The sequence below is a fragment of the Polyangium sp. 6x1 genome, assembly GCF_029946515.1.
In the GTDB taxonomy this organism is placed as follows: domain Bacteria; phylum Myxococcota_A; class Polyangia; order Polyangiales; family Polyangiaceae; genus Polyangium.
This window is the reverse complement of the sequence record NZ_JARZHH010000058.1, coordinates 37,429-56,188: the sequence shown is the minus strand read 5'-3', so window position 1 is coordinate 56,188 and position 18,760 is coordinate 37,429. Positions and strand designations below refer to the sequence as shown.

14 protein-coding genes are annotated in these 18,760 nt (G+C 66.9%); 7 read left to right on the top strand and 7 right to left on the bottom strand.

Features of this window, described 5'->3' with window-relative positions; all coding sequences use genetic code 11:
• Positions 1 to 22: 22 nt before the first annotated feature.
• Positions 23 to 1,363 carry an MFS transporter gene (locus tag QHF85_RS37415; protein WP_281332202.1) on the bottom strand — a complete coding sequence of 447 codons (1,341 nt, stop codon included), beginning with the start codon at positions 1,361 to 1,363 and terminating at the stop codon, positions 23 to 25.
• Between the two features lie 49 nt (positions 1,364 to 1,412).
• Complete coding sequence (locus tag QHF85_RS37410) at positions 1,413 to 2,195, bottom strand: glycoside hydrolase family 6 protein (RefSeq protein ID WP_348652792.1); 783 nt, start codon at positions 2,193 to 2,195, stop codon at positions 1,413 to 1,415.
• 448 nt (positions 2,196 to 2,643) lie between these two features.
• Between QHF85_RS37410 and QHF85_RS37405 the strand changes: the two genes are divergently transcribed.
• From QHF85_RS37405 to QHF85_RS37375, 7 genes are all read left to right on the top strand, one after another.
• Positions 2,644 to 4,584 (top strand): hypothetical protein, encoded by a 1,941-nt coding sequence (locus QHF85_RS37405; RefSeq protein WP_281332200.1) that lies wholly within the window; start codon positions 2,644 to 2,646, stop codon positions 4,582 to 4,584.
• Positions 4,585 to 4,754: 170 nt separating this feature from the next.
• The gene (locus QHF85_RS37400; protein WP_281332199.1) at positions 4,755 to 6,338 is read left to right on the top strand and encodes a hypothetical protein; all 1,584 of its coding nucleotides are present in this window, start codon (positions 4,755 to 4,757) and stop codon (positions 6,336 to 6,338) included.
• Between the two features lie 48 nt (positions 6,339 to 6,386).
• The gene (locus QHF85_RS37395) at positions 6,387 to 8,078 is read left to right on the top strand and encodes a hypothetical protein (protein ID WP_281332198.1); all 1,692 of its coding nucleotides are present in this window, start codon (positions 6,387 to 6,389) and stop codon (positions 8,076 to 8,078) included.
• A gap of 8 nt (positions 8,079 to 8,086) precedes the next feature.
• On the top strand, positions 8,087 to 8,854 hold the full coding sequence (locus QHF85_RS37390; protein WP_281332197.1) for a carbohydrate binding domain-containing protein: 768 nt from the start codon (positions 8,087 to 8,089) through the stop codon (positions 8,852 to 8,854).
• Between the two features lie 26 nt (positions 8,855 to 8,880).
• A complete protein-coding gene (locus tag QHF85_RS37385) occupies positions 8,881 to 11,241 on the top strand; it encodes a glycoside hydrolase family 9 protein (RefSeq protein ID WP_281332196.1) in 2,361 nt (786 codons plus the stop codon).
• 132 nt (positions 11,242 to 11,373) lie between these two features.
• Positions 11,374 to 12,162 (top strand): carbohydrate binding domain-containing protein, encoded by a 789-nt coding sequence (locus QHF85_RS37380; protein WP_281332195.1) that lies wholly within the window; start codon positions 11,374 to 11,376, stop codon positions 12,160 to 12,162.
• Between the two features lie 8 nt (positions 12,163 to 12,170).
• A complete protein-coding gene (locus tag QHF85_RS37375) occupies positions 12,171 to 13,358 on the top strand; it encodes a glycoside hydrolase family 5 protein (protein ID WP_281332194.1) in 1,188 nt (395 codons plus the stop codon).
• Positions 13,359 to 13,490: 132 nt separating this feature from the next.
• Here QHF85_RS37375 and QHF85_RS37370 read toward each other — a convergent pair whose 3' ends face one another.
• From QHF85_RS37370 to QHF85_RS37350, 5 genes are read right to left on the bottom strand one after another with little or no spacing between them, the layout of a single operon-like run.
• Entirely contained in the window at positions 13,491 to 14,861 is a 1,371-nt protein-coding gene (locus tag QHF85_RS37370) for a GH1 family beta-glucosidase (RefSeq protein WP_281332193.1), read from the bottom strand.
• A gap of 15 nt (positions 14,862 to 14,876) precedes the next feature.
• The gene (locus QHF85_RS37365) at positions 14,877 to 15,884 is read right to left on the bottom strand and encodes an ABC transporter ATP-binding protein (RefSeq protein ID WP_281332192.1); all 1,008 of its coding nucleotides are present in this window, start codon (positions 15,882 to 15,884) and stop codon (positions 14,877 to 14,879) included.
• Complete coding sequence (locus QHF85_RS37360; protein WP_281332191.1) at positions 15,881 to 16,846, bottom strand: ABC transporter ATP-binding protein; 966 nt, start codon at positions 16,844 to 16,846, stop codon at positions 15,881 to 15,883. The genes QHF85_RS37365 and QHF85_RS37360 overlap by 4 nt, the downstream gene beginning before the upstream one ends.
• Positions 16,839 to 17,738 carry an ABC transporter permease gene (locus QHF85_RS37355; protein ID WP_281332190.1) on the bottom strand — a complete coding sequence of 300 codons (900 nt, stop codon included), beginning with the start codon at positions 17,736 to 17,738 and terminating at the stop codon, positions 16,839 to 16,841. Before QHF85_RS37355 ends, QHF85_RS37360 begins: the two co-directional genes overlap by 8 nt.
• Before the next feature lie 19 nt (positions 17,739 to 17,757).
• Positions 17,758 to 18,735 carry an ABC transporter permease gene (locus tag QHF85_RS37350; RefSeq protein ID WP_281332189.1) on the bottom strand — a complete coding sequence of 326 codons (978 nt, stop codon included), beginning with the start codon at positions 18,733 to 18,735 and terminating at the stop codon, positions 17,758 to 17,760.
• Positions 18,736 to 18,760 lie beyond the last annotated feature (25 nt).

The window sequence follows — 18,760 nt, the reverse complement described above, 5'->3', positions numbered from 1 at the left end:
GCGTGTGGGGCGTGGGGTGGGCTCAATGCCCTGCGGGGACGGCGGCGTCCTTGGAGTCGTTGGAGGCCGCCTTGAAGGGCGCGAGGAACGCGAAGAGCACGGGCGGCACGGACGCGAAGAGCGCGATCGTGAAGAAGTGCGTGTGGCCCACAGCCGCCTGGATGGGCCCGCTGATCATCCCCGTCAACATCATGCTGAGGCCCATGATGCCGGTCGCGAAGGCATAGTGGGCGGTCTTGTACGGTCCGGGCGCGACCTGCTGCATCATGTAAAGCATGTGCCCGACCGAGCCGAACCCATACCCGAACTTCTCGAGCGTCACGATGGCCGTGATGATCTGGAGGTTGTCGGGGAGCGCGTGGCTCAAATAGAAATACGTGAAGTGCGGGACATTGAGAATGAACGCGAGCAGCACGAAGGAGCGTTTGAGGCCGAATTTCGCGCAAAAAACACCGCCGAGCAGCGCGCCGCCCATGAAGCCCGCCGTGCCGAGCGAGCCCATGTTGCCGAGCGCCTCGTTGTTGAGCCCGAGGCCCCCCACGTTGCGTTCGTCGAGCATGAACAGAGGCCCCATCTTTTCGATGAACCCCTCGCCGAAGCGATAAAAGAAGACGACGAGCAGCATCATCAGGATGTTCTTCTTCTGGAAGAACGTCGTCCATGCGTCCACGAACGTCTTCACCGCGTCACTCACGCTGGTCGGCGCGTCCCTTGCCGTGCCGCCGGTGGGCATCACATTCAGGTGCCAGGCGCCGGCGATGCCCATGATCGCCGAGAGCACGCCCATCACGACCATCCACGTTTTCGCCCAGTCGAGCCCGAGCTTGTCATGGAGCCAGCCCGTGAACGTCACGAGCAGGCCGGAGGCGATGATACGGCCGATGTTCCAGGCGATCCCCTGGACACCGACGTATTGCGCCTGTTCGGTCTCCGACGTCGAGCTGATGTAGACGCCGTCCCCGGCGATGTCCTGCGTCGCCGAGGCAAACCCCGTGATCCAGAAAAAGGCGAGCGTCGGGCCGAGATAACCCGGGAGCGAGAGCGAAAGCGCCACGCAGCCGAGCGTGACCATCATGATGAATTCCATGCACAGTACAAAAAAGCGCTTGGTCCTGAACATATCCACCAGGGGCGACCAGAGCGGCTTGATCACCCACGGCAGGTACATCGAGCTCGTGTAGAGCGTGATGTCCGTATTCGAGAGGCCGAGGTTCTTGTACATGATGGCCGCGACCACGGAGACCGTGATCATCGGCGTGCCCATCGCGACGTAGAGCGAAGGCACCCACAGCATCGGGTGCCGCCTCTTTGCATTCGACGGCGCGGACTCGGCGCTCGCCGGCGCCGCGTAGAGGTCGGTCATGCCGAGATGCTACGTGGAGGATCGGCCGCTTGTCTCTGAAAAACGACGCTCAGGGTTTGGCGCGCTGCGCGAGCCCGAGCGCATACTCGGGCCACCACGTGCCGGCGCGAGGGCCGCCGTTGCAGGCCCCGTCCGATTCGCCGGGCAGCTTGATCCACAGAAAGGCGTCCACGAGCGGATCCCCCGTCTCGGCCGTCGGCGGCTTGCCGAGCGCGCGTCCATCGGGGTTGCACCATTGTAGCTCCTTCGTCGGCCCGTTCCCGTTCCGGCTCGTGTCGACCACGAACGGCTTGCCGGAGAGCAACGCTGAAATTTGCTTGCCGTACGCGACGCTCTCCTCGGTGGTCACGAAATTGGAGACGTTCAGCGCGAACCCGCGCGCCTTTTCGATCCCCGCGGCGCGCAGGCGCTCGGCCATCACGGGCGGCGGCTGCCATTTCGCGTTGCCCGCGTCGATGTACACAGAGGCCGAGCCGCTCTGCCCGAGGACGGTCACCGCGTCGGCGAGGAGCGCGAGCCGCTCCTCTTGTTGCTCGGGCGTGAGACAGTCTTTCAAGAGCCCGAGCGCGTCCGGCTCCAGAATCACGGCCGCCCGCCGCGCGCCGATCCCCCGGGCGAACGCCCGGATCCACGTCTTGTATCCCTCCGCGGCCGAGGCTCCGCCCGCCGAGTGATTGCCGCAGTCCCGGTTCGGAATGTCGTATGCGACGAGGAGCGCCGTCGCCCCCGCCCGGTCGATCTCCGACATGCGCGCGTCCACGTCCGCTGTCACGTCCTGGTTCCAGTCGCCGAACCAAAAGGCCTGCGGCTCACGGGCGATTTTTTCGATCATCCCCGCGTCCCCGGGACGAGAATCGCGCCACTCCTCTATCTGTCTCCTTGCGGAAGACGCTGGGTCGATGTAAAGGCGTCCTTGTTTGAATGGGTTTTCACCCGGCGCGATTGACGCGGCGCTTCCTGGCGCGTCAATCGCGGCCCCTTGCGGCCTCGGGATACACGCACAGAGGAGCGCCGCAGTCGCGATCCAGCGGAGAACATGAAGACGAAGGGCCATCCTCCTCGTGTAGTGCGATTCGAGCTTCGGGCGCAACGGGCGTGTCGCGTTTCGCTCACGGTTCCCTGTTCGCTCGGCGCCGTGCGTGTCGCTCGGATGGATTTTTTCTCCGTCCCTGGGAATGGGGCGCGGCGCTCGGATTCGCAAAAAAACTCGTGGAGCCGACAGGCTCTCCGTGAGACTCTTCGATCCTGATCTCGATCTTTATATATAGAGGAGGCGAGCGATGCGGTTCATAGGGGCATCCTTCATCGTGGGCGTCGTCATGGCCGTCGGCTGTTCCGCGGGCGGCGGGGGTGAGAAGACGGGGGGTACGGGCGGCGCGGGCGCATCGGGCGGCGCAGGTCAGGGTGGAAACGGCGGCGACATCTTCAACCCCACGAGCGGGATGGGCGCGGCGGGGGGCAGTCCAGTCGGCGGCGACGTGATCGTGAGCGCGAACTGCCAGGCGAACTGCGACGATTTCCCCGCGGATCCGATCTTCGACGGGAATGCTCCCGCGAACGCGCCCGAGCTCTTCGGCGCGCCCGACAATTACACGCCGGGGCTCTGCATCGTCGAGCCGCACCTCGGAGACGCGGGCAAACCCGGCGCGTTGTTCCCGGCAAACTGGCTGCGCGTCCGGTTCCGCGTCAAACCCGCGAACAACGAGAACCTCTTCGAGATCCGCCTCAAGGCGCCGAACCAGACGAACGAGCTCGTCGCCTACTCGGCGAGCCCGATCTGGTCCATGCCGAAGGAGATCTGGGAGGCCATCGGCGTCAAGGGCGGCGCCATCGATCAAGAGATCAAAGTGACCATCCGCGGGGTGAACTCGCAGAGCCCCGGCACACCGACGGGCGCCACGGGCACATTCACGATCGCGCCCGTCACCGCGGGCGGCTCGATGGTGTACTGGGCCTCGACGTCGTCCGACGTCACGCCGACGACGAGCAAGCTCGTCGGTTTCTATGTCGGCGACGAGACCACGATCGACGCGCTGACGGTCCCGCAGGTCCAGCAGGGCAACATCCTCTCCGAGGGCGGGCGCGAGCTGCGCGGCAAGTACACCGATCCGAAGGGCGTCCCCCAGGGGCGCGTGCAGTGCATCGGCTGCCACGTCTCGACGCCCGATGGCAAGGCCGTCGGATACACCGATCACTGGCCCTGGAACAACGTCGTCAGTGGCATCGAGGAGGGCAAGGCGGGCGAGGTGCCGGCCTATTTCAGCCCGGGCGCACAGCGGCTCTTGAGCCAGCCGTGGCTCGGGATGATGACGTTCTCCAAGGCGATCTGGGGCGACGGCAATCGTATCGCGATCACGCCGTACGCGAACCGGAACGTGGACATCGGCTTCACCGATAGCGCCGGCTACGGCTCCGACCGGCTCGCGTGGTTCGACCTCGAGACGAACGCGACCATTCCCTGGACCGAGGGGCAGAGTGGCCCGACGAACGAGTCCATCAAGGGCCTGGTGGGCTCGGCGTGGGGTTTCCTCCAGACATCGGGCGAGTCGCAGGGCATCGTCGCCCCGAATTGGAGCCACGACGGCCAGACCATCGTCTACACGTCGGCAGGAAAATCGCAGGACGGCCGCATTGCCGACAACGTCGAGACGGACATCAAGACGGTCCCCTACAACAACCGCCAGGGCGGCGCCGTCGCGCCGGTCCAGGGTGCGGCGACGCCGGGTGTGTCCGAGTATTACCCGTCGTTCTCCGCGGACGACAAGCTCATCGCGTACAACCGCGCCGGAAACACGAGCGGGAAGATCTACTATCGACCGGACGGCGAGGTGTACGTCATCCCGTCGGGCGGCGGGACGCCGATCCGCCTCGCGGCGAACGACCCGCCGGCTTGCACCAACCAGACGAGCCCGGGCATCATCAATAGCTGGGCCAAATGGTCGCCCACGGTGCTCTCGGGCGTGCCGAATGGCAAGACGTATTACTGGCTCATCTTCTCTTCGGCGCGGGATTATCCGGGCGCGTTCATCGTCCCGCCGAACCAGTACAGCCCGCCGGACACGCGCTCGTCGCAGCTCTACATGACGGCCATCGTGCGCGACGCGCAGGGCAACTACGAGACGTACCCTGCCGTCTACATCTGGAACCAGGATGCAAAAACCAGCAACCTGACGCCGGCCTGGGACATCTTCGACATCCCGCCCCCGCCCCCGCCCAAGTAACATAACGAGGAGACCGACCGGGGGTTTCATCCGCACCCGAGGTAAAACTTTTGGATACGTGTAAAACCCCCGCTCCGCCGAATGATCGCCGTACCTCGTCCATTTTTTTTGCGGTCGACCCGCATTGATGGTTGCGAGAGTTACCGGTTATCGAGTAGTATACCTGATTGATGAACCGCCGCTTCTCCGGCGCGCTCCCGCGCATCGCGTCCGTCGCCTTGTTCCACCTCATCGTCGCGACCGGGCAGGTGGCGAGCGCGGAACCGAATGACGCAGCCGCCCTCGACCTGGCGAAGAAAGCTATCGAGGCGGATTACCTCGGAACGAAATTCGCCGAGGCTGAAAAGAAGCTCAAGCAGGCGCTCACGCTCTGTGGTCCGAAATCCTGTTCGAACAAAGTCGTGGCGCGGCTGCACCGGGACCTCGGCGTCGTTTATGCCGGCGGCATGAACAAGGTCGAGGACGGCAAGGCCGAGTTCGTCGCCGCGCTCAAAGCTGATCCCGAGATCACGCTCGACCCGGATCTCACCTCCGAGGAGATCGAGGCCGTCTTCAAAGATGCGAAGGCGGCGGCCGGCGGTGGTGGTGGTGGTGGCACGCCCGAACCTGCTCCGACTCCGCCGCCGAACCCCATGCCCGCCGCGCCTGCGCAGGGCGATCTCGTGCACACGCCCCCGACCGAGCAGGCGGTGATGACGCCGGTGCCTCTTTATACGGAGCTGCCCGAGGGCGTGGAGGCCGTGAAGGTCGTGCTCCAGTATCGGCCGTTCGGCGCCTCGGCGTGGAAGACGCTCGAGATGTCGAAGGTGCAGAAGGGGTATGGAACGGAGGTCCCCTGCCTCGACGTCGGGAGCGTGACCGGGCAACTCAAGTATTTCATTCAGGCTTTCGACAAGGACAACAACGTCGTCGCCTTCGCCGGCACTCGCAAAGAGCCGCTGAGCGTGGAGATCAAGCTCCAGATCGAGGGCGCGTCGCCTTCGCTGCCTGGGCAGGCGCCGCCCGCGAAGTGCTCCGAGGCGGCGGATTGCCCGCCGGGGCTCCTCGGGTGTCCCAAGCCGGGCGAGGAAAAGACTTGCCCGGAGGGGGAGCCCTGCGACAAACCCCCGGAGACGCCGTCGGTCGCGAAGAAGAACTGGGTGACCCTCGGCGTGCAACAGGATTTCCTCGGGCTTTCGGGCACGACGAACACGTGTTCCGGCGGCAACGAGTATGCGTGTTTTTCGGGGGACGTTTTCTACGAGGCCATTCCGTACGACAAGTCCGGCGGCGAGCTCGCCGGGGGCCTCACGGCCGCGACGACGCGGATCTTCGTGGGATACGAGCGGGTTTTCGGGAAAAACATCACGGCCGGGCTGCGCGCCGGGTTCGTGTTCCGTGGCGGGCCGCAGGCGCCGGGCGGCGCGGCGTTCGTTCCCATTCACGCCGAGGCGCGGGCGGCCTACTGGTTCGGCTCCGATCCGTTCGCCAGGGCGGGCTTTCGGCCCTTCTTGACGCTCGGCGGTGGTCTCGCGCAGGTCGACGCCTCCGTCGAGGTCACGGTGTACAATACGCAGCAGGACTTCATTGCGGACAAGAGGCTGGTCCTCGACGCGTGGAAGAAGTCGGGGCTCGCCTTCATCGCGGCGGGCGGGGGCGCGATGTACGCGATCCAGCCGAATACGGGGCCCATCGCGGAGCTCCGGGTGATTCAGCTCTTCGGCGCCTCGGGCACCGCGCTCGGCGCCACGTTTGGGTATTCACACGGCTTCTGATCGGCCGGGTGTTCAAAGATTGTTTCGGGGGTAAGGAGAGGAACTCCGATGCGTTTGTCGTCGTTGACCATTCTGCTCTGTGGTGTGCTCGCGCCCATGCAGGCGCTCGCGCAGGGGGATCCGAAGCCTGCCGAGGAGGACGCCCCGCCCGTGCAGATGTCGAATACGAGCGCGGGTGGCTCCGCGCAGGCCGCGCCCGCGAAGCCCGCGCAGTCATCCCAGAAGCCGGCCGCCCCCGATGTCCAGACGCCGCAGGGCCCTCCGCCGGCCTTTGGTAACTCGAGCCCCGCGGTCTCGGGCATTTCCGGGGGCAAGGGCGGCGACAAGTCCGAGGGCTTCGAGTTCCACGGTTACTTCCGCGCGCCGATGCGGATCGGCATCGGCGCCCGCGACAATCCCCTGCCGGATCAGAGCCGGACCACCTTGCACGCGCCCGTCGTGCCGGACGATCAATACCTGAACTGGCAATACAGCGGCCACCAGGCGCGCGACTGGGCCGAGCTCTACTTCAGCTACTCGAAGGGGTGGGCCAAGGCCACGGCGGGCATCCTCGCCTTCAATTTCACGGACGCCGCGTGGAAGGAGAACCTCGCGCAGTTCGGCATTGCGCAGGGCTGGGTCACGATCACGCCGGAGCTGCCGTGGACGAACGTCCGGCTGGAGGCGAAGGTCGGCAGCTTCTGGGGTCGGTATGGAATGGCGGGCCGGTACGATGCCGGGTATTACGACACGTTCCTCTTCGGCCGCACGCACACCCTGGGCGAGACGCTCCGTATGGAGATCGACGTCGGCGACTGGACGTTGTGGGGCGAGCAGGGCTTCGGCGTGCGGCGCCCGAACCCGAGCATTTACAACGACGCCCGCTTCACGCTCGTGAACCACCTGCACGCCGGCGTGAGCTGGAAGAAGACGGTCGACGTCTCGGCGCACCATTTCTACACCTGGGCGCAAGAAGAGGATCGGCCCGGCTCGGCGCTGACGAACGTACCGAACGGCAACATGAGCGTGATCGGCGCGGACGTGCGCGTCGACGCGAACATGTACGGTTATCTTTATGCAGGGTTTTCCCGCGTCTCCGCGGAGAACGCGCGCGTCGTCGGCCCCGCGGTCGAAGTGATCCACGCGAACGGCGGCGGTGAGTTCGCGCTCGGCATCACGAGCAACTACCTCGACGACGCGACCCCCCAGAGCAACGGCAACGGCGCGGTGAACACGCTGCTCGCGCAATACGAGCTCAGCATCGCCAACATCCTCTCGAACATGAAGACGCCGGGGCAGCGGTACTGGGGCGAGGGGCCCGACCTCAAGCTCGCGGCCTTCACCATGGCGAACTTCATCTCGAGCGAAGACCCCGACATGGATGGCGTCCGGAAGTTCAAGTACGGCTTCGACCTCAACGGCCGCATCAAATCGTGGCTCGGGCTCGGCCTGCGCTTCGACCGCTTGCAGCCGAACTCGAAGATCCCCGAGCAATCGTTCGCGATCCTCTCGCCGCGGATCGTCTTCCGGTCGGACTGGCTCGCGCACGAGGAGATCACCCTCCAGTATTCGCGGTACTTCTTCAATCAGCGGGAGTGCGATCCGGCCTTCCCGCTCCTCTGCACGCAGCCGCCGGCGGCGCCCACGCTCCCCGACGGATTCGGCGCGACGACGACGAACCAGGATCCGGGGACGCGCGGCGCGCCGGCGACCCGCCCCGATCTCAACGTCATCCGGCTGCAGGCCTCGATCTGGTGGTGAAAACGAACATGAACAAGGCGATCTCGTACACGGTGGGGGCCTTCGTCGCGCTCTGCGCGTTCGTGCCGGCGATCTCCGGATGCATTCCTCGCCCGCCGGGCGGTGGTGGGGGCGCGGGCACCGGCGCGGGCACCGGCGCGGACCTCGAGAATTCGCCGGAGGCCAAGGTTTGTCCGGCTGATGGATTGCTCGACGACGGCGAGGACAACAACAACCAGGTCGCGATGCACAAGGGCCGCGGCGGCTACTGGTACACGTTCGCCGACAAGGCTGGCTCGACGATCACGCCGCAGGCGGGCGCGCTCGGCGGCACGTTCTCGATGAGCCCCGGCGGCGCGAACGGCTCGCAGAGCTCGGCGCGCATGAACGGCAAGGTCGGCGGATCGGGCACGGTCTTCGCGGGCATGGGCTTCAACTTCGTCGATCCGAAGGCGCCCTTCGACGTCTCGCAGTACAAGGGCATCTCGTTCTGGGCGAAGCGCGGCGAAAACTCGGCGGGCAACGTGCGCATCAAATTGCCGGACGTGAACACGGATCCGGAGGGCAAGGTCTGCACGGAGTGCTTCAACGACTTCGGCATGGATATTCAGCTCACGACGACGTGGACCAAGTACGTCGTCCTGTTCAGCGCGGCGCAGCAGCAGGCCGGGTGGGGCCAGCCGCGCCCCGCCGCGAGCGAGAGCTCGAAGATGTACGGCGTCCAGTGGCAGGTGAACACGCCCGGGGCCGACTACGACATTTACATCGACGACATCCAGTTCACCGGCTGTCCGTGACGCGGGGACCTTCGGCGAGGTTTGTCATGCGCAACCCCACCTCATCGTGCACTCTTCTCGCGGCGCTCGTGCTCTCGAGCTGCGCGCCCGGCGCGGCGTCGCAGGACCCGAACGCGCCCGGCGATCCGGGCGCTGCGCCCGTGGCGAACGGGCCGCAGGTGGCGCCGCAAGGCGGCAACAACCTGCTCAAGAACAGCGATTTCGAGGACGGCACGAGCCTGCCGTGGACCACGTCGTTCAGCGCGCCCGCGACGGGCAAGGCGCTGGTCGAGAACGGCGCGTTTTGCCTCAAGATCGACGATAAAGGGGCGAACCCCTGGGACGCGCAGGTCCGCCATCGCGAGATGGTCGTCAAGCGCGGCCACACGTACACCGTCCGCTTCAAGGCCTGGGCGAGCAAATCCACGCGCGTGCGCCCCAAGGTGGGCATGGCAGGGCCGCCTTATGCCGAGTACTGGTCGAGCACGATCGAGCTGAAGACGAAGCCGCAGCGCTTCGAGGGCGCGTTCGTCATGGGCCATGGCGACGATCCGACGGCGGAGCTCGCCTTTCACATGGGCGGAGGCCTCGCCGCCGAGGGGGGCGTGACGGTTTGTCTGGACGATGTTCGTCTGGACGACCCCGAGTTCAAGGCGCCGCCCCCGCCGCCGCAGGTGAAATTGCCGAAGGTGCGAGTCAACCAGATCGGCTACTTCCCGGGGCTCGTGAAGAAGGCGATCGTGAAGGCCGCGCCGAACAAGCCGCTCGCGTGGGAGATCGTCAAGGAGGGCAAGGAGTCGGTCGCCAAGGGCACGACGGCGGTCTTCGGCGATGATCCCGCGTCCGGCGAGCACATCCACGTCGTGGATTTCACGTCGTTCGCGAAGCCCGGCGACAAGTACGAGCTGCGCGTCGAGGGCGAGACGAGCTTTCCGTTCGACGTCCGGAAGGATCTCTACGGGAAGGTCAAGTACGACGCGCTCGCGTATTTCTATCACAACCGCAGCGGCATGCCGATCACGATGCCTTACGCGGGCGAGGAGAAATGGACGCGACCCGCCGGTCACACGAGCGACAAGAGCGTGCCGTGCGCGCCGGGGACGGGCTGCTCGTATTCGCTCGATGTCTCCGGCGGCTGGTACGACGCGGGAGATCACGGCAAATACGTGGTCAACGGGGGCATCTCGGTCTGGACGATGCTCGCGCAGTACGAGCGGGCGAAGCACCTCGGCACGAGCTCGGCGGAGTTCGGCGACGGCAAGCTCGCGATCCCCGAGAACAAGAACGGGGTCCCGGACATCCTCGACGAGGCCCGTTACGAGCTCGAATGGATGCTCAAGATGCAGGTGCCGGACGGCCAGCCGCGCGCGGGCATGGTGCACCACAAGGTCCACGACGAGAAATGGACCGGGCTCGGGCTCGCGCCGCACGAGGCCAACATGAAGCGCTTCTTGCGCCCGCCGAGCACCGCGGCGACCTTGAACCTCGCGGCAAACGCGGCGCAGGCGGCGCGGATCTGGAAGACGCTCGATCCGGCGTTCTCGGCGAAGGCCCTCGGCGCCGCGGAGAAGGCCTGGGCCGCGGCAAAGGCGAACCCGGCGGTATACGCGCCGGCGAGCGACAACCAGGGCGGCGGTCCGTACGACGACATCGACGTGAGCGACGAGTTCTACTGGGCCGCGGCCGAGCTCTTCATCACGACGGGCAAGGACGAGTACCAGACGGCCCTCACCAAGTCGAAGCATTACATGTCCGTCCCGCAGACGGGCGCGGGCACGGCCGGCGGCGCGTCGACATCCATGACGTGGCAGATGACGCAGGCGCTCGGCACCATTTCGCTCGCCGTCGTGCCGAACAAGCTCGACAAGGATCTCGTCGCCGCCATGCGATCGAGCGTCGTCGCGGCCGCGGACACGTACCTCGGCCTGGTCGACGCCGAGGGGTATCGTTTGCCCTTCAAGGCCGGTGGGTCGCGCAAGTACCCCTGGGGCTCGAACTCGTGCGTGCTCAACAACATCGTCATCCTCTCGCTCGCGCACGATTTCACGAGCAAACCGAAGTACCTCGGCGGCGCGGTCGAGGGGATGGACTATCTGCTCGGCAAGAACCCGATGGTGCAGTCGTACGTGACCGGGTACGGGTCGAATCCGCTCAAGAACCCGCACCATCGATTCTGGGCGAACCAGGTCGACGGGAAGTTCCCGGTGGCGCCGCCCGGCGCGGTCTCGGGCGGCCCGAACTCGGGGCTCGAGGATCCGTATGGTCAGGCCGCGGGGCTCGCTGGCTGCGCGCCGCAGAAGTGCTTCATCGACCACATCGAGGCCTGGGCCTTGAACGAGATCACCATCAACTGGAATGCGCCGCTCGCCTGGGTCGCCGCATTCCTCGATGAAAAAGGTCGAATCTAATTTTCTCGAACGAATGAAGCGAAAACGGAACCGCGCGCGACGCATGGTGGTCGCGCCGCGGCTCCGCTACGATGATCCCATTCCTTGCGAGCGGCTCCGCACTCCGCTCCCCCCGAAAGGTCCGGTGCACCCATGAAATTCGTCAACAAGAATCGTGCTCTTTTCGTCGTCGTGATGGGCTTGCTCGTGGTCTCCGCCGCCGCGTGCGACGAGGGCGCGACGAATCCCGGCTCGGGCGGCGCGGGCGCGAGCGGCGGCGGCGGCCCCGGCCCCGGCCCGGGCGGCGGTGGTCCGGGCGGCGGTGGCCCTGGCGGCGGTGGCAGCGGGACAAAGCTGACGCTCATCGACGACATGGAGGACCAGAACGGATCCATCATTTCGAACGCGGGCTTGCTGGGCGCCTGGTACACGTACAATGACGAGACGGCCGGCGCGACGCAGACGCCGATCGTGGGGGATCCCTTCGAGATGACCGCGCTGTCACCCGCGCGCGGATCGAGCATGTACGGGGCGAACACGAAAGGAAACGGCTTCACGACGTGGGGCGCCGGCTTCGGGTTCGACCTCAACAACGACGGCGTGGCGAAGAAGGCGTACAATGCGTCGCAGTTCGCGGGCATTCAGTTCTGGGCCAAGGTCGGGTCGGGGACGGGCGCCGTGCGCTTCAACGTCGGCGACTCGCAGACGACGCCCGAGGCCAACAACTGCGGCATGACGTGCAGCGACGACTTCGGCGCGAACGTCACGCTCACGGCCGACTGGCAGGAGTTCAAGTTCAGCTTCGCGGAGCTCAAGACCGTGAACTGGTCGAAGCAGAACCTGACGGCGATCAAGAAGGACGCGCTTTATTACGTCCACTTCCAGTCGGGCCAGAACACGACGTTCGACATCTGGGTTGACGACATCGCCTTCTACGAGTGAGGGAAACCATGCAATCACGACGCGGCTTCGTGTTTCTCGGTTTGTCGCTCTTCGCGATCTCGCTCGGGGCGGCTGGGTGCGACGTCGGCCAGACGTCGAGCCCCACGGGCGGTGAGGGCGGCCAGGGCGGCGCCCAGGCCTCCATGGGCATGGGCGGCTCCACGCCCGGCGCGGGCGGCACGGGCGGCGCGGGCGCGTCGGGAGGGAGCGGGCCGGGGTCGTCGAGCTCCGGCAGCTCCTCCGCCTCCGGCACGGGCGGCAGCGGCGGCGCGCCGCCCGTGACCCCGGGCGGGTACTACGTCCAGGGGAACAAGATTTACGACGAGAATGGAAGCGTCCACGTGTTCCGCGGGCTCGCCCGGCCCTCGCACGAATGGACGCCGCAAGGCGAGAACATCTCGCTCGCGGATTTCCAGAAGATCAAGGGCTGGGGCGCGAACGTCACGCGCCTCTCCTTGAATCAGGGGTTCTGGCTGCCGGGGCACGTCCGTTACGACGGGCAATACCAGCAGAACATCGACCAGGCCATCCAGTGGGCGCACCAGGCCGGGCTCGACGTCATCCTCGATCTGCACTGGTCGGATCGTGGGGACATGAACAACTGGGACACGAAGCAGCAGCGGATGGCCGATCAGAACTCCGTGAAGTTCTGGCAATCCGTGGCCGAGAAATACAAGAACGACGGCCGGGTGCTCTTCGAGCTCTACAACGAGCCGCGGGACGTCTCCTGGTCGGTGTGGCGGAACGGCGGCGACAGCGGCGAGGGCTTCCAGGCCGTGGGCATGCAGCAGCTCTACGACACGGTCCGGGCCACGGGCGCGCAAAACCTCGTCCTCGTCGGGGGTCTCGACTGGGCCTTCGATCTCTCGGGCGTGGCGCAGAACCGCGTTCAGGGCAGCAACATCGTGTATGTCACGCACCCCTACGATTTCGAGAACAAGCAGCCGGGGACGTGGGAGCAGAAGTTCGGCTACCTCGCGGCGACCGATCCCATCTTCATCACGGAGTTCGGCAGCTTCGATTGCTCGACGAACTACACGAGCCAGCTCCTCGAGTACGCGAAGCAGCGCGGCTTGTCCTGGACGGGTTGGGCTTGGTACGCGAAGGACTGCGCCTTCCCGTCGCTCATCGTCAACTGGAACGGCGATCCGAGCGCGGCAGGGCAGGTCGTGAAGTCAGCGCTGCAAAATCCCTGAGAGCGTTTCCACAGCGTGGCGCCGGGGTTTCACCCCGGACCCGACCAGGGGCTCTTCGCCCCTGGACCCGAACCAGGGCCAGCCCTGGACCTCCATGCATCGACCGCGATGCGGTCGATGCAAGAACCCCTCTCAATCCTCGACGGCGTTCGCCGCGATGACGTCGCGGAACCAGAGCGCGCTGTCCTTCGGGATGCGCTTCTGCGTCGTGTAGTCCACCCACACGATGCCGAAGCGCTGCGTGTAGCCGCGATCCCACTCGAAGTTGTCGAGCAGCGACCACACGAAATACCCCGCGAGCGGCACGCCGGCGTCCATCGCGCGGCGCGCCGCGATGAAGTGGTCGCGCAAGAAGCGCGTCCGCCGCTCGTCCCGCACGCGCCCCTCGGCGTCGGGCCCGTCCGAATAACTGGCGCCGTTCTCCGTGACGTAGAGCTTCGCCGGCCCGTATTCGAGGTGCAGGCGCGTCAAGAGCTGGCGGAGCGCGTCCGGATAGACTTCCCACCCCATCTCGGTCCACTCCTCGCGCGGCGCGAGGTGCACGGTCTGCGGGAGGTTCTGCTCCTCGGGCACCTTGTCGCTGCGCGCGACCGTGCGGTTATAGTAGTTGACGCCGAGGAAATCGCAGGGGGTGGCGATGGCCGCGAGGTCCCCGGGGCGCACATCCGAAAAACCTTCGGGGGGCAGGTGCCCGGCCGCGATGTAATCGGCGACCATGTCGGCCGGATAGTGGCGGCCGAAGAGCGGATCGAGGAACCAGCGATTGAAGTAGCCGTCATGGTGCCTCGCCGCGTCGAGATCCGCCGCGCTGCGCGACGCGGGGAACGTGGGCGCGAAGTTCAGCGTGATGCCGACCTCGGCGCCGGGGCTGTTCTTGCGCAGGACGGGCACCGCGAGGCCGTGCGAGAGGAGCAGGTGGTGGCTCACGGAGAGCGCGGTGCGGAAATCGCGGAGCCCCGGCGCATGCAGGCCGATCTGGTTGCTGAGCAGGGCCGCGCACCAGGGCTCGTTGTGCGTGATCCACTTCTTGACGCGATCGCCGAGGCGCCGGCTGACGACGTCGGCGTACGTGACGAACGCCTCGGCCGTCGCGCGGTTCGCCCACCCGCCCTCGTCCTGCAGCGCTTGCGGGAGATCCCAGTGGTAGAGCGTGACGAACGGATCGATGCCCGCCGCGAGGAGCGCGTCGACGAGCCGATCGTAGAAGTCGAGCCCCTTCGCGTTCACCTCGCCGCGGCCCTTCGGCAAGACGCGCGGCCACGCCACCGAGAAGCGATAGGCGTGCACGCCGAGGTTCTTCATGAGCGCGACGTCGTCGCCGTAGCGATGGTAATGGTCGCACGCGACGTCGCCGTTCGAGCCGTCGTTCACCTTGCCCGGGGTCTTCGAGAACCGGTCCCAGATGGACTCGCCGCGGCCGTCCTCGTGGGCCGCGCCCTCGATCTGGTACGAGCTCGTGGCCGTACCCCACACGAAATTGTCAGGAAAAACGTACTTGGACATGGTGCCTCGCTGGGTTTACTCGCTTCGGGTCCGAGAGGGCTCGGGGTACAGGTGACAGCGGACGACGCGCCCCTCGTCGAGCGCGACGGGGCGCGGGGTTTCGCGCCGACAAACATCGGTGACGTCCGGGCAACGCGCGGCGAAAGGGCATCCCGGCGGCGAGTCGACGAGCGCGGGCGCGCCGGATCGCGCCGGTAGCTCGCGGCGGAACGAGCCTTCGAGGTCGGGGACCGCCGAGAGCAAGAGCTTCGTGTACGGGTGCTGCGGGCTTTGCAAGATCGCGTCGCTCGGCCCCGATTCCACGATGTGGCCCGCGTACATGACCATCATTCGATCCGCGACGTAGCGCGCGCTCGCGAGGTCGTGCGTGATGTACAGGAACGAGATGCCGCGCCTCTCCTTGAGGTCGAGCATCAGGTTGAGGATGTCCGCGCGGATCGACACGTCGAGCATGCTCACGGGTTCGTCCGCGAGGATGAGATCGGGCTCCACGGCGAGGGCGCGCGCGATGGCGACGCGTTGGCGCTGCCCGCCGGAGAGCTCCTGCGGGTATTTCGCGGCGACCTCGGGCGCGGGGACGAGGCCCACCGTGTCGAGCAAGGCATGGACGCGGGCGGAGAGATCGGCGCGCGTTTTCGCCTTGCCGTGCAGGCGGAGCGGGCGTTCGAGGTGCTGGCCGATGGTGCGCGCGGGGTTCAGCGAGCCGAACGGGTCCTGGAAGATCATCTGCACGCGGCGGCGATATGCGAGCGTCGCGCGGCCGCGCTCCTCGCGGAGGACGTCGCGGCCGTCGAGGAGGATGCGCCCGCTCGTCGGCGCTTCCAGCCGCACGCAGAGCCGCGCGATCGTGCTCTTGCCGCTGCCCGATTCGCCGACGAGCGCGACGATCTCGCGATGGCCGAGCGTGAAGGAGGCGTCGTGCAAGGCGCGGAGGTGCTTCGGGCGCAGCCATCCTCCGACGCGGTAGAGCTTGCCGAGGTGCTGCGCTTCGAGGAGCGGGGGCGTTCGATCGGGCTCGCTCATGGGGACACGAGGTGGCAAGCGGTGGGGTGGTCCTCGGCGATCACGCGCAGCACGGGCGCTTCCGTCGCGCACCGATCCGTGGCCTCGGCGCAACGCGCGCGGAAGGCGCAGCCCGCAGGCAAACGACGCAGATCGGGCGGAGAGCCCGGGATGCCGGCGAGCCTGCGGCGCGGGCCGTGGATGGAGACGAACGAGCCGAGCAGGCCCTTCGTGTACGGATGACGTGGCGCGCGGAAGAGCTCGCGCGTGGGCGCCATCTCGACGAGCCGCCCCGCGTAGAGCACGCCGATGCGCGTCGCGAACTGCGACACGATCGACATGTCGTGCGTGATGAAGAGGACCGACAAGCCGAGCTTCTCCTTGAGCTCGGCGATCTTCGAGAGCACCTCGTGCTGGACCACCACGTCGAGCGCCGTCGTCGGCTCGTCCATGATCACGAGCGGCGGATCGAGGGCGAGCGCGAGGGCGATGCCAACGCGTTGACGCATGCCGCCCGAGAGCTCGTGCGGATGACTCGCGAGCCGCGCGGGGTCGATGCCGACGAGCTCGAGCAGGTGCGCTGCACGCTCGCGCGCGGCGCGCGTGGTCGTCCGCTCGTGCGTGACGAGGACGTCGATGATTTGATCCCCAATCGTCAGGACGGGCGAGAGCGCGTTCATGGCGCTCTGAAGGACGAAGGACATCTTGCGCCAGCGAAAGCGGCGCAGCTCGTCCTCGGTCATCGCGAGGACGTCGTTGCCCTCGAAGAGCACGCGGCCGCCCGTGATGATCGCGGGCGGGCCGAGGATCCTCGCGAGCGCCTGCGCGACGGTCGATTTGCCGCTGCCCGACTCGCCCACGAGGCCGAGCACCTCGCCGCGCTCGAGCACGAACGAGACGGCGTCGACGGCGCGCACCGGGCCCGAGGGCGTCTGGTACTCGACGACGAGATCTTCGACCGAAAGGAGGGGCGCGCTAGGCATGATCCCTCACGACCGGGGTCGACGCGCCCGGGCGGATGCCACGGGCGGCGAGGACGCGGGCCGAGGCCGCCGCGGCGCGCAGGCGCGGGTTTGTGATCTCGTCGAGGGAGAAGCTCACGAGGACGAGCGCGGTGCCGACGAGCGCGACGGAGAGCCCCGTCGGCAGGAGCGTCCACCACGCGCCGAGGAGGAGCGCGGCGTCGTTGCTGGCCCAGTAAAGGTTCGTCCCCCACGTCACGACGCTCATGTCGCCGAGCCCCAGAAACTCGAGCCCGACCTGCGCGCCGATCGCGTACACCGTCGCGCTGATGAAGCACGACGCGAGGACCGACGTCATGTTGGGCAGGATCTCGCGAAAGACGATGTGGAGCCTGCTTTCGCCCGTGACGATCGCCGCCGCGACGAAATCCTTGTTGCGGAGCGAGAGTACCTGCGAGCGGACGACGCGCGCGTTCCAGGCCCAGCCCGTCGCGACGAGCACGACGAGGAGGGCCTTCGTGCCCGCGGGCAGGTACGCCGCGAGGACCACGGCCAGGGGCAACCCGGGGATGACGAGGGAGACGTTCGTCAGGAGCGAGAGCGCGTCGTCGACGAGCCCGCCGAACGTGCCCGCAATCGCGCCGACGATCGCGCCGACCGAGGTCATCACGAGCCCGGCCGCGAAGCCGACGAGAAGCGACGTCCGGGCGCCCGCGATCGTTTGAGACCAAACGTCCTGCCCTTGCCCCGTGGTGCCGAGCAGGTGCGCGCGGGAGGGCGGTTGCAGCGGGACGTCGACGAACGCTGATGGATCGTAGGGCGCGGCGAGGGGCCCGACGATCGCCATCAGGAAAAACACCCCGAGGATCACGAGGCCCACCATGGCCTTTCGAGGGATCTTCGTGTTCGTCATCGTGCGCGCTCCCGAGCCCCTAACGACCGCGCGTCCGCGGGTCGAGCCATACGTAAAGCACGTCCACCAGGAAGTTCGCGGCGAGCACGGCCATGGTGATCGTCAGGAAGATGCCCTGCATCAGCGGATAGTCCTGGCTGCGAACGGCCTGCACGAGGAGATAACCCTGGCCCGGGTACGAGAAGACGATCTCGGTGAGCAGAGACCCGCCGAGGACGAACCCGAGCGCCATGCCGAAGCCGGTGACGTTCGGCAAGAGCGCGTTGCGCGCCGCATAATGGAACATGATCCGGAGGGGCGACAGTCCCTTCGCGTGCGCCATCGTGACGTAATCCTCGGCGAGGACGCCGATCATCGAGCTGCGCATGGAGAGCATCCAGCCGCCCACGCTCGCGAGGACGATCGAGGTCGCCGGCAAGAGAAGGTGCTCGGCGACGCTCGCGACGAACGCGAAGCTCAGCGAAGGCGCGAGCGTGTCTTCGTACGCGTGACGCAGCGGCAGGGCGTCGAGCGTGAAGCCGAAGCCATAAAGCAGCATCATCGCGAGCCAGAAATAAGGAAACGCGCCGAGGAACACGAGCAGCGGCGGCAGCGTCGCATCGAAGGCAGAGCCCCGGCGCCACGCGGCGACGACGCCGAGCAGCGATCCCAGGGCGAACGCGACGACCACGGACGAACCCGTGAGCAGCGCCGTCCAGCCGAGCCCCATCGCGAGGACGTCCGTGACCTTGGCCGGAAAGTACGCGACCGATACGCCGAGGTCGCCGCGGAAGAGGTGCGCGAGGTACGCCGCGTATTGCTCGTGCAAGGGGCCGCCCGTGAAGCCGAACGCCTCGCGCAAAGCCGCGAGCGCCTCGGGCTGGAGCTGTCCCTTGTACCGCGCGAACATCGCGGAGGCGGGATCGCCGGGCGCGAGGCGCGGGACGATGAAATTGAGCGTGAGCGAGGCCCAGGCCGCGAGGACGTAGAGGCCGAGCTGTCGCAGGAGGTATCGCACGCGTCCTTCTCCTCTCAACCTTTCG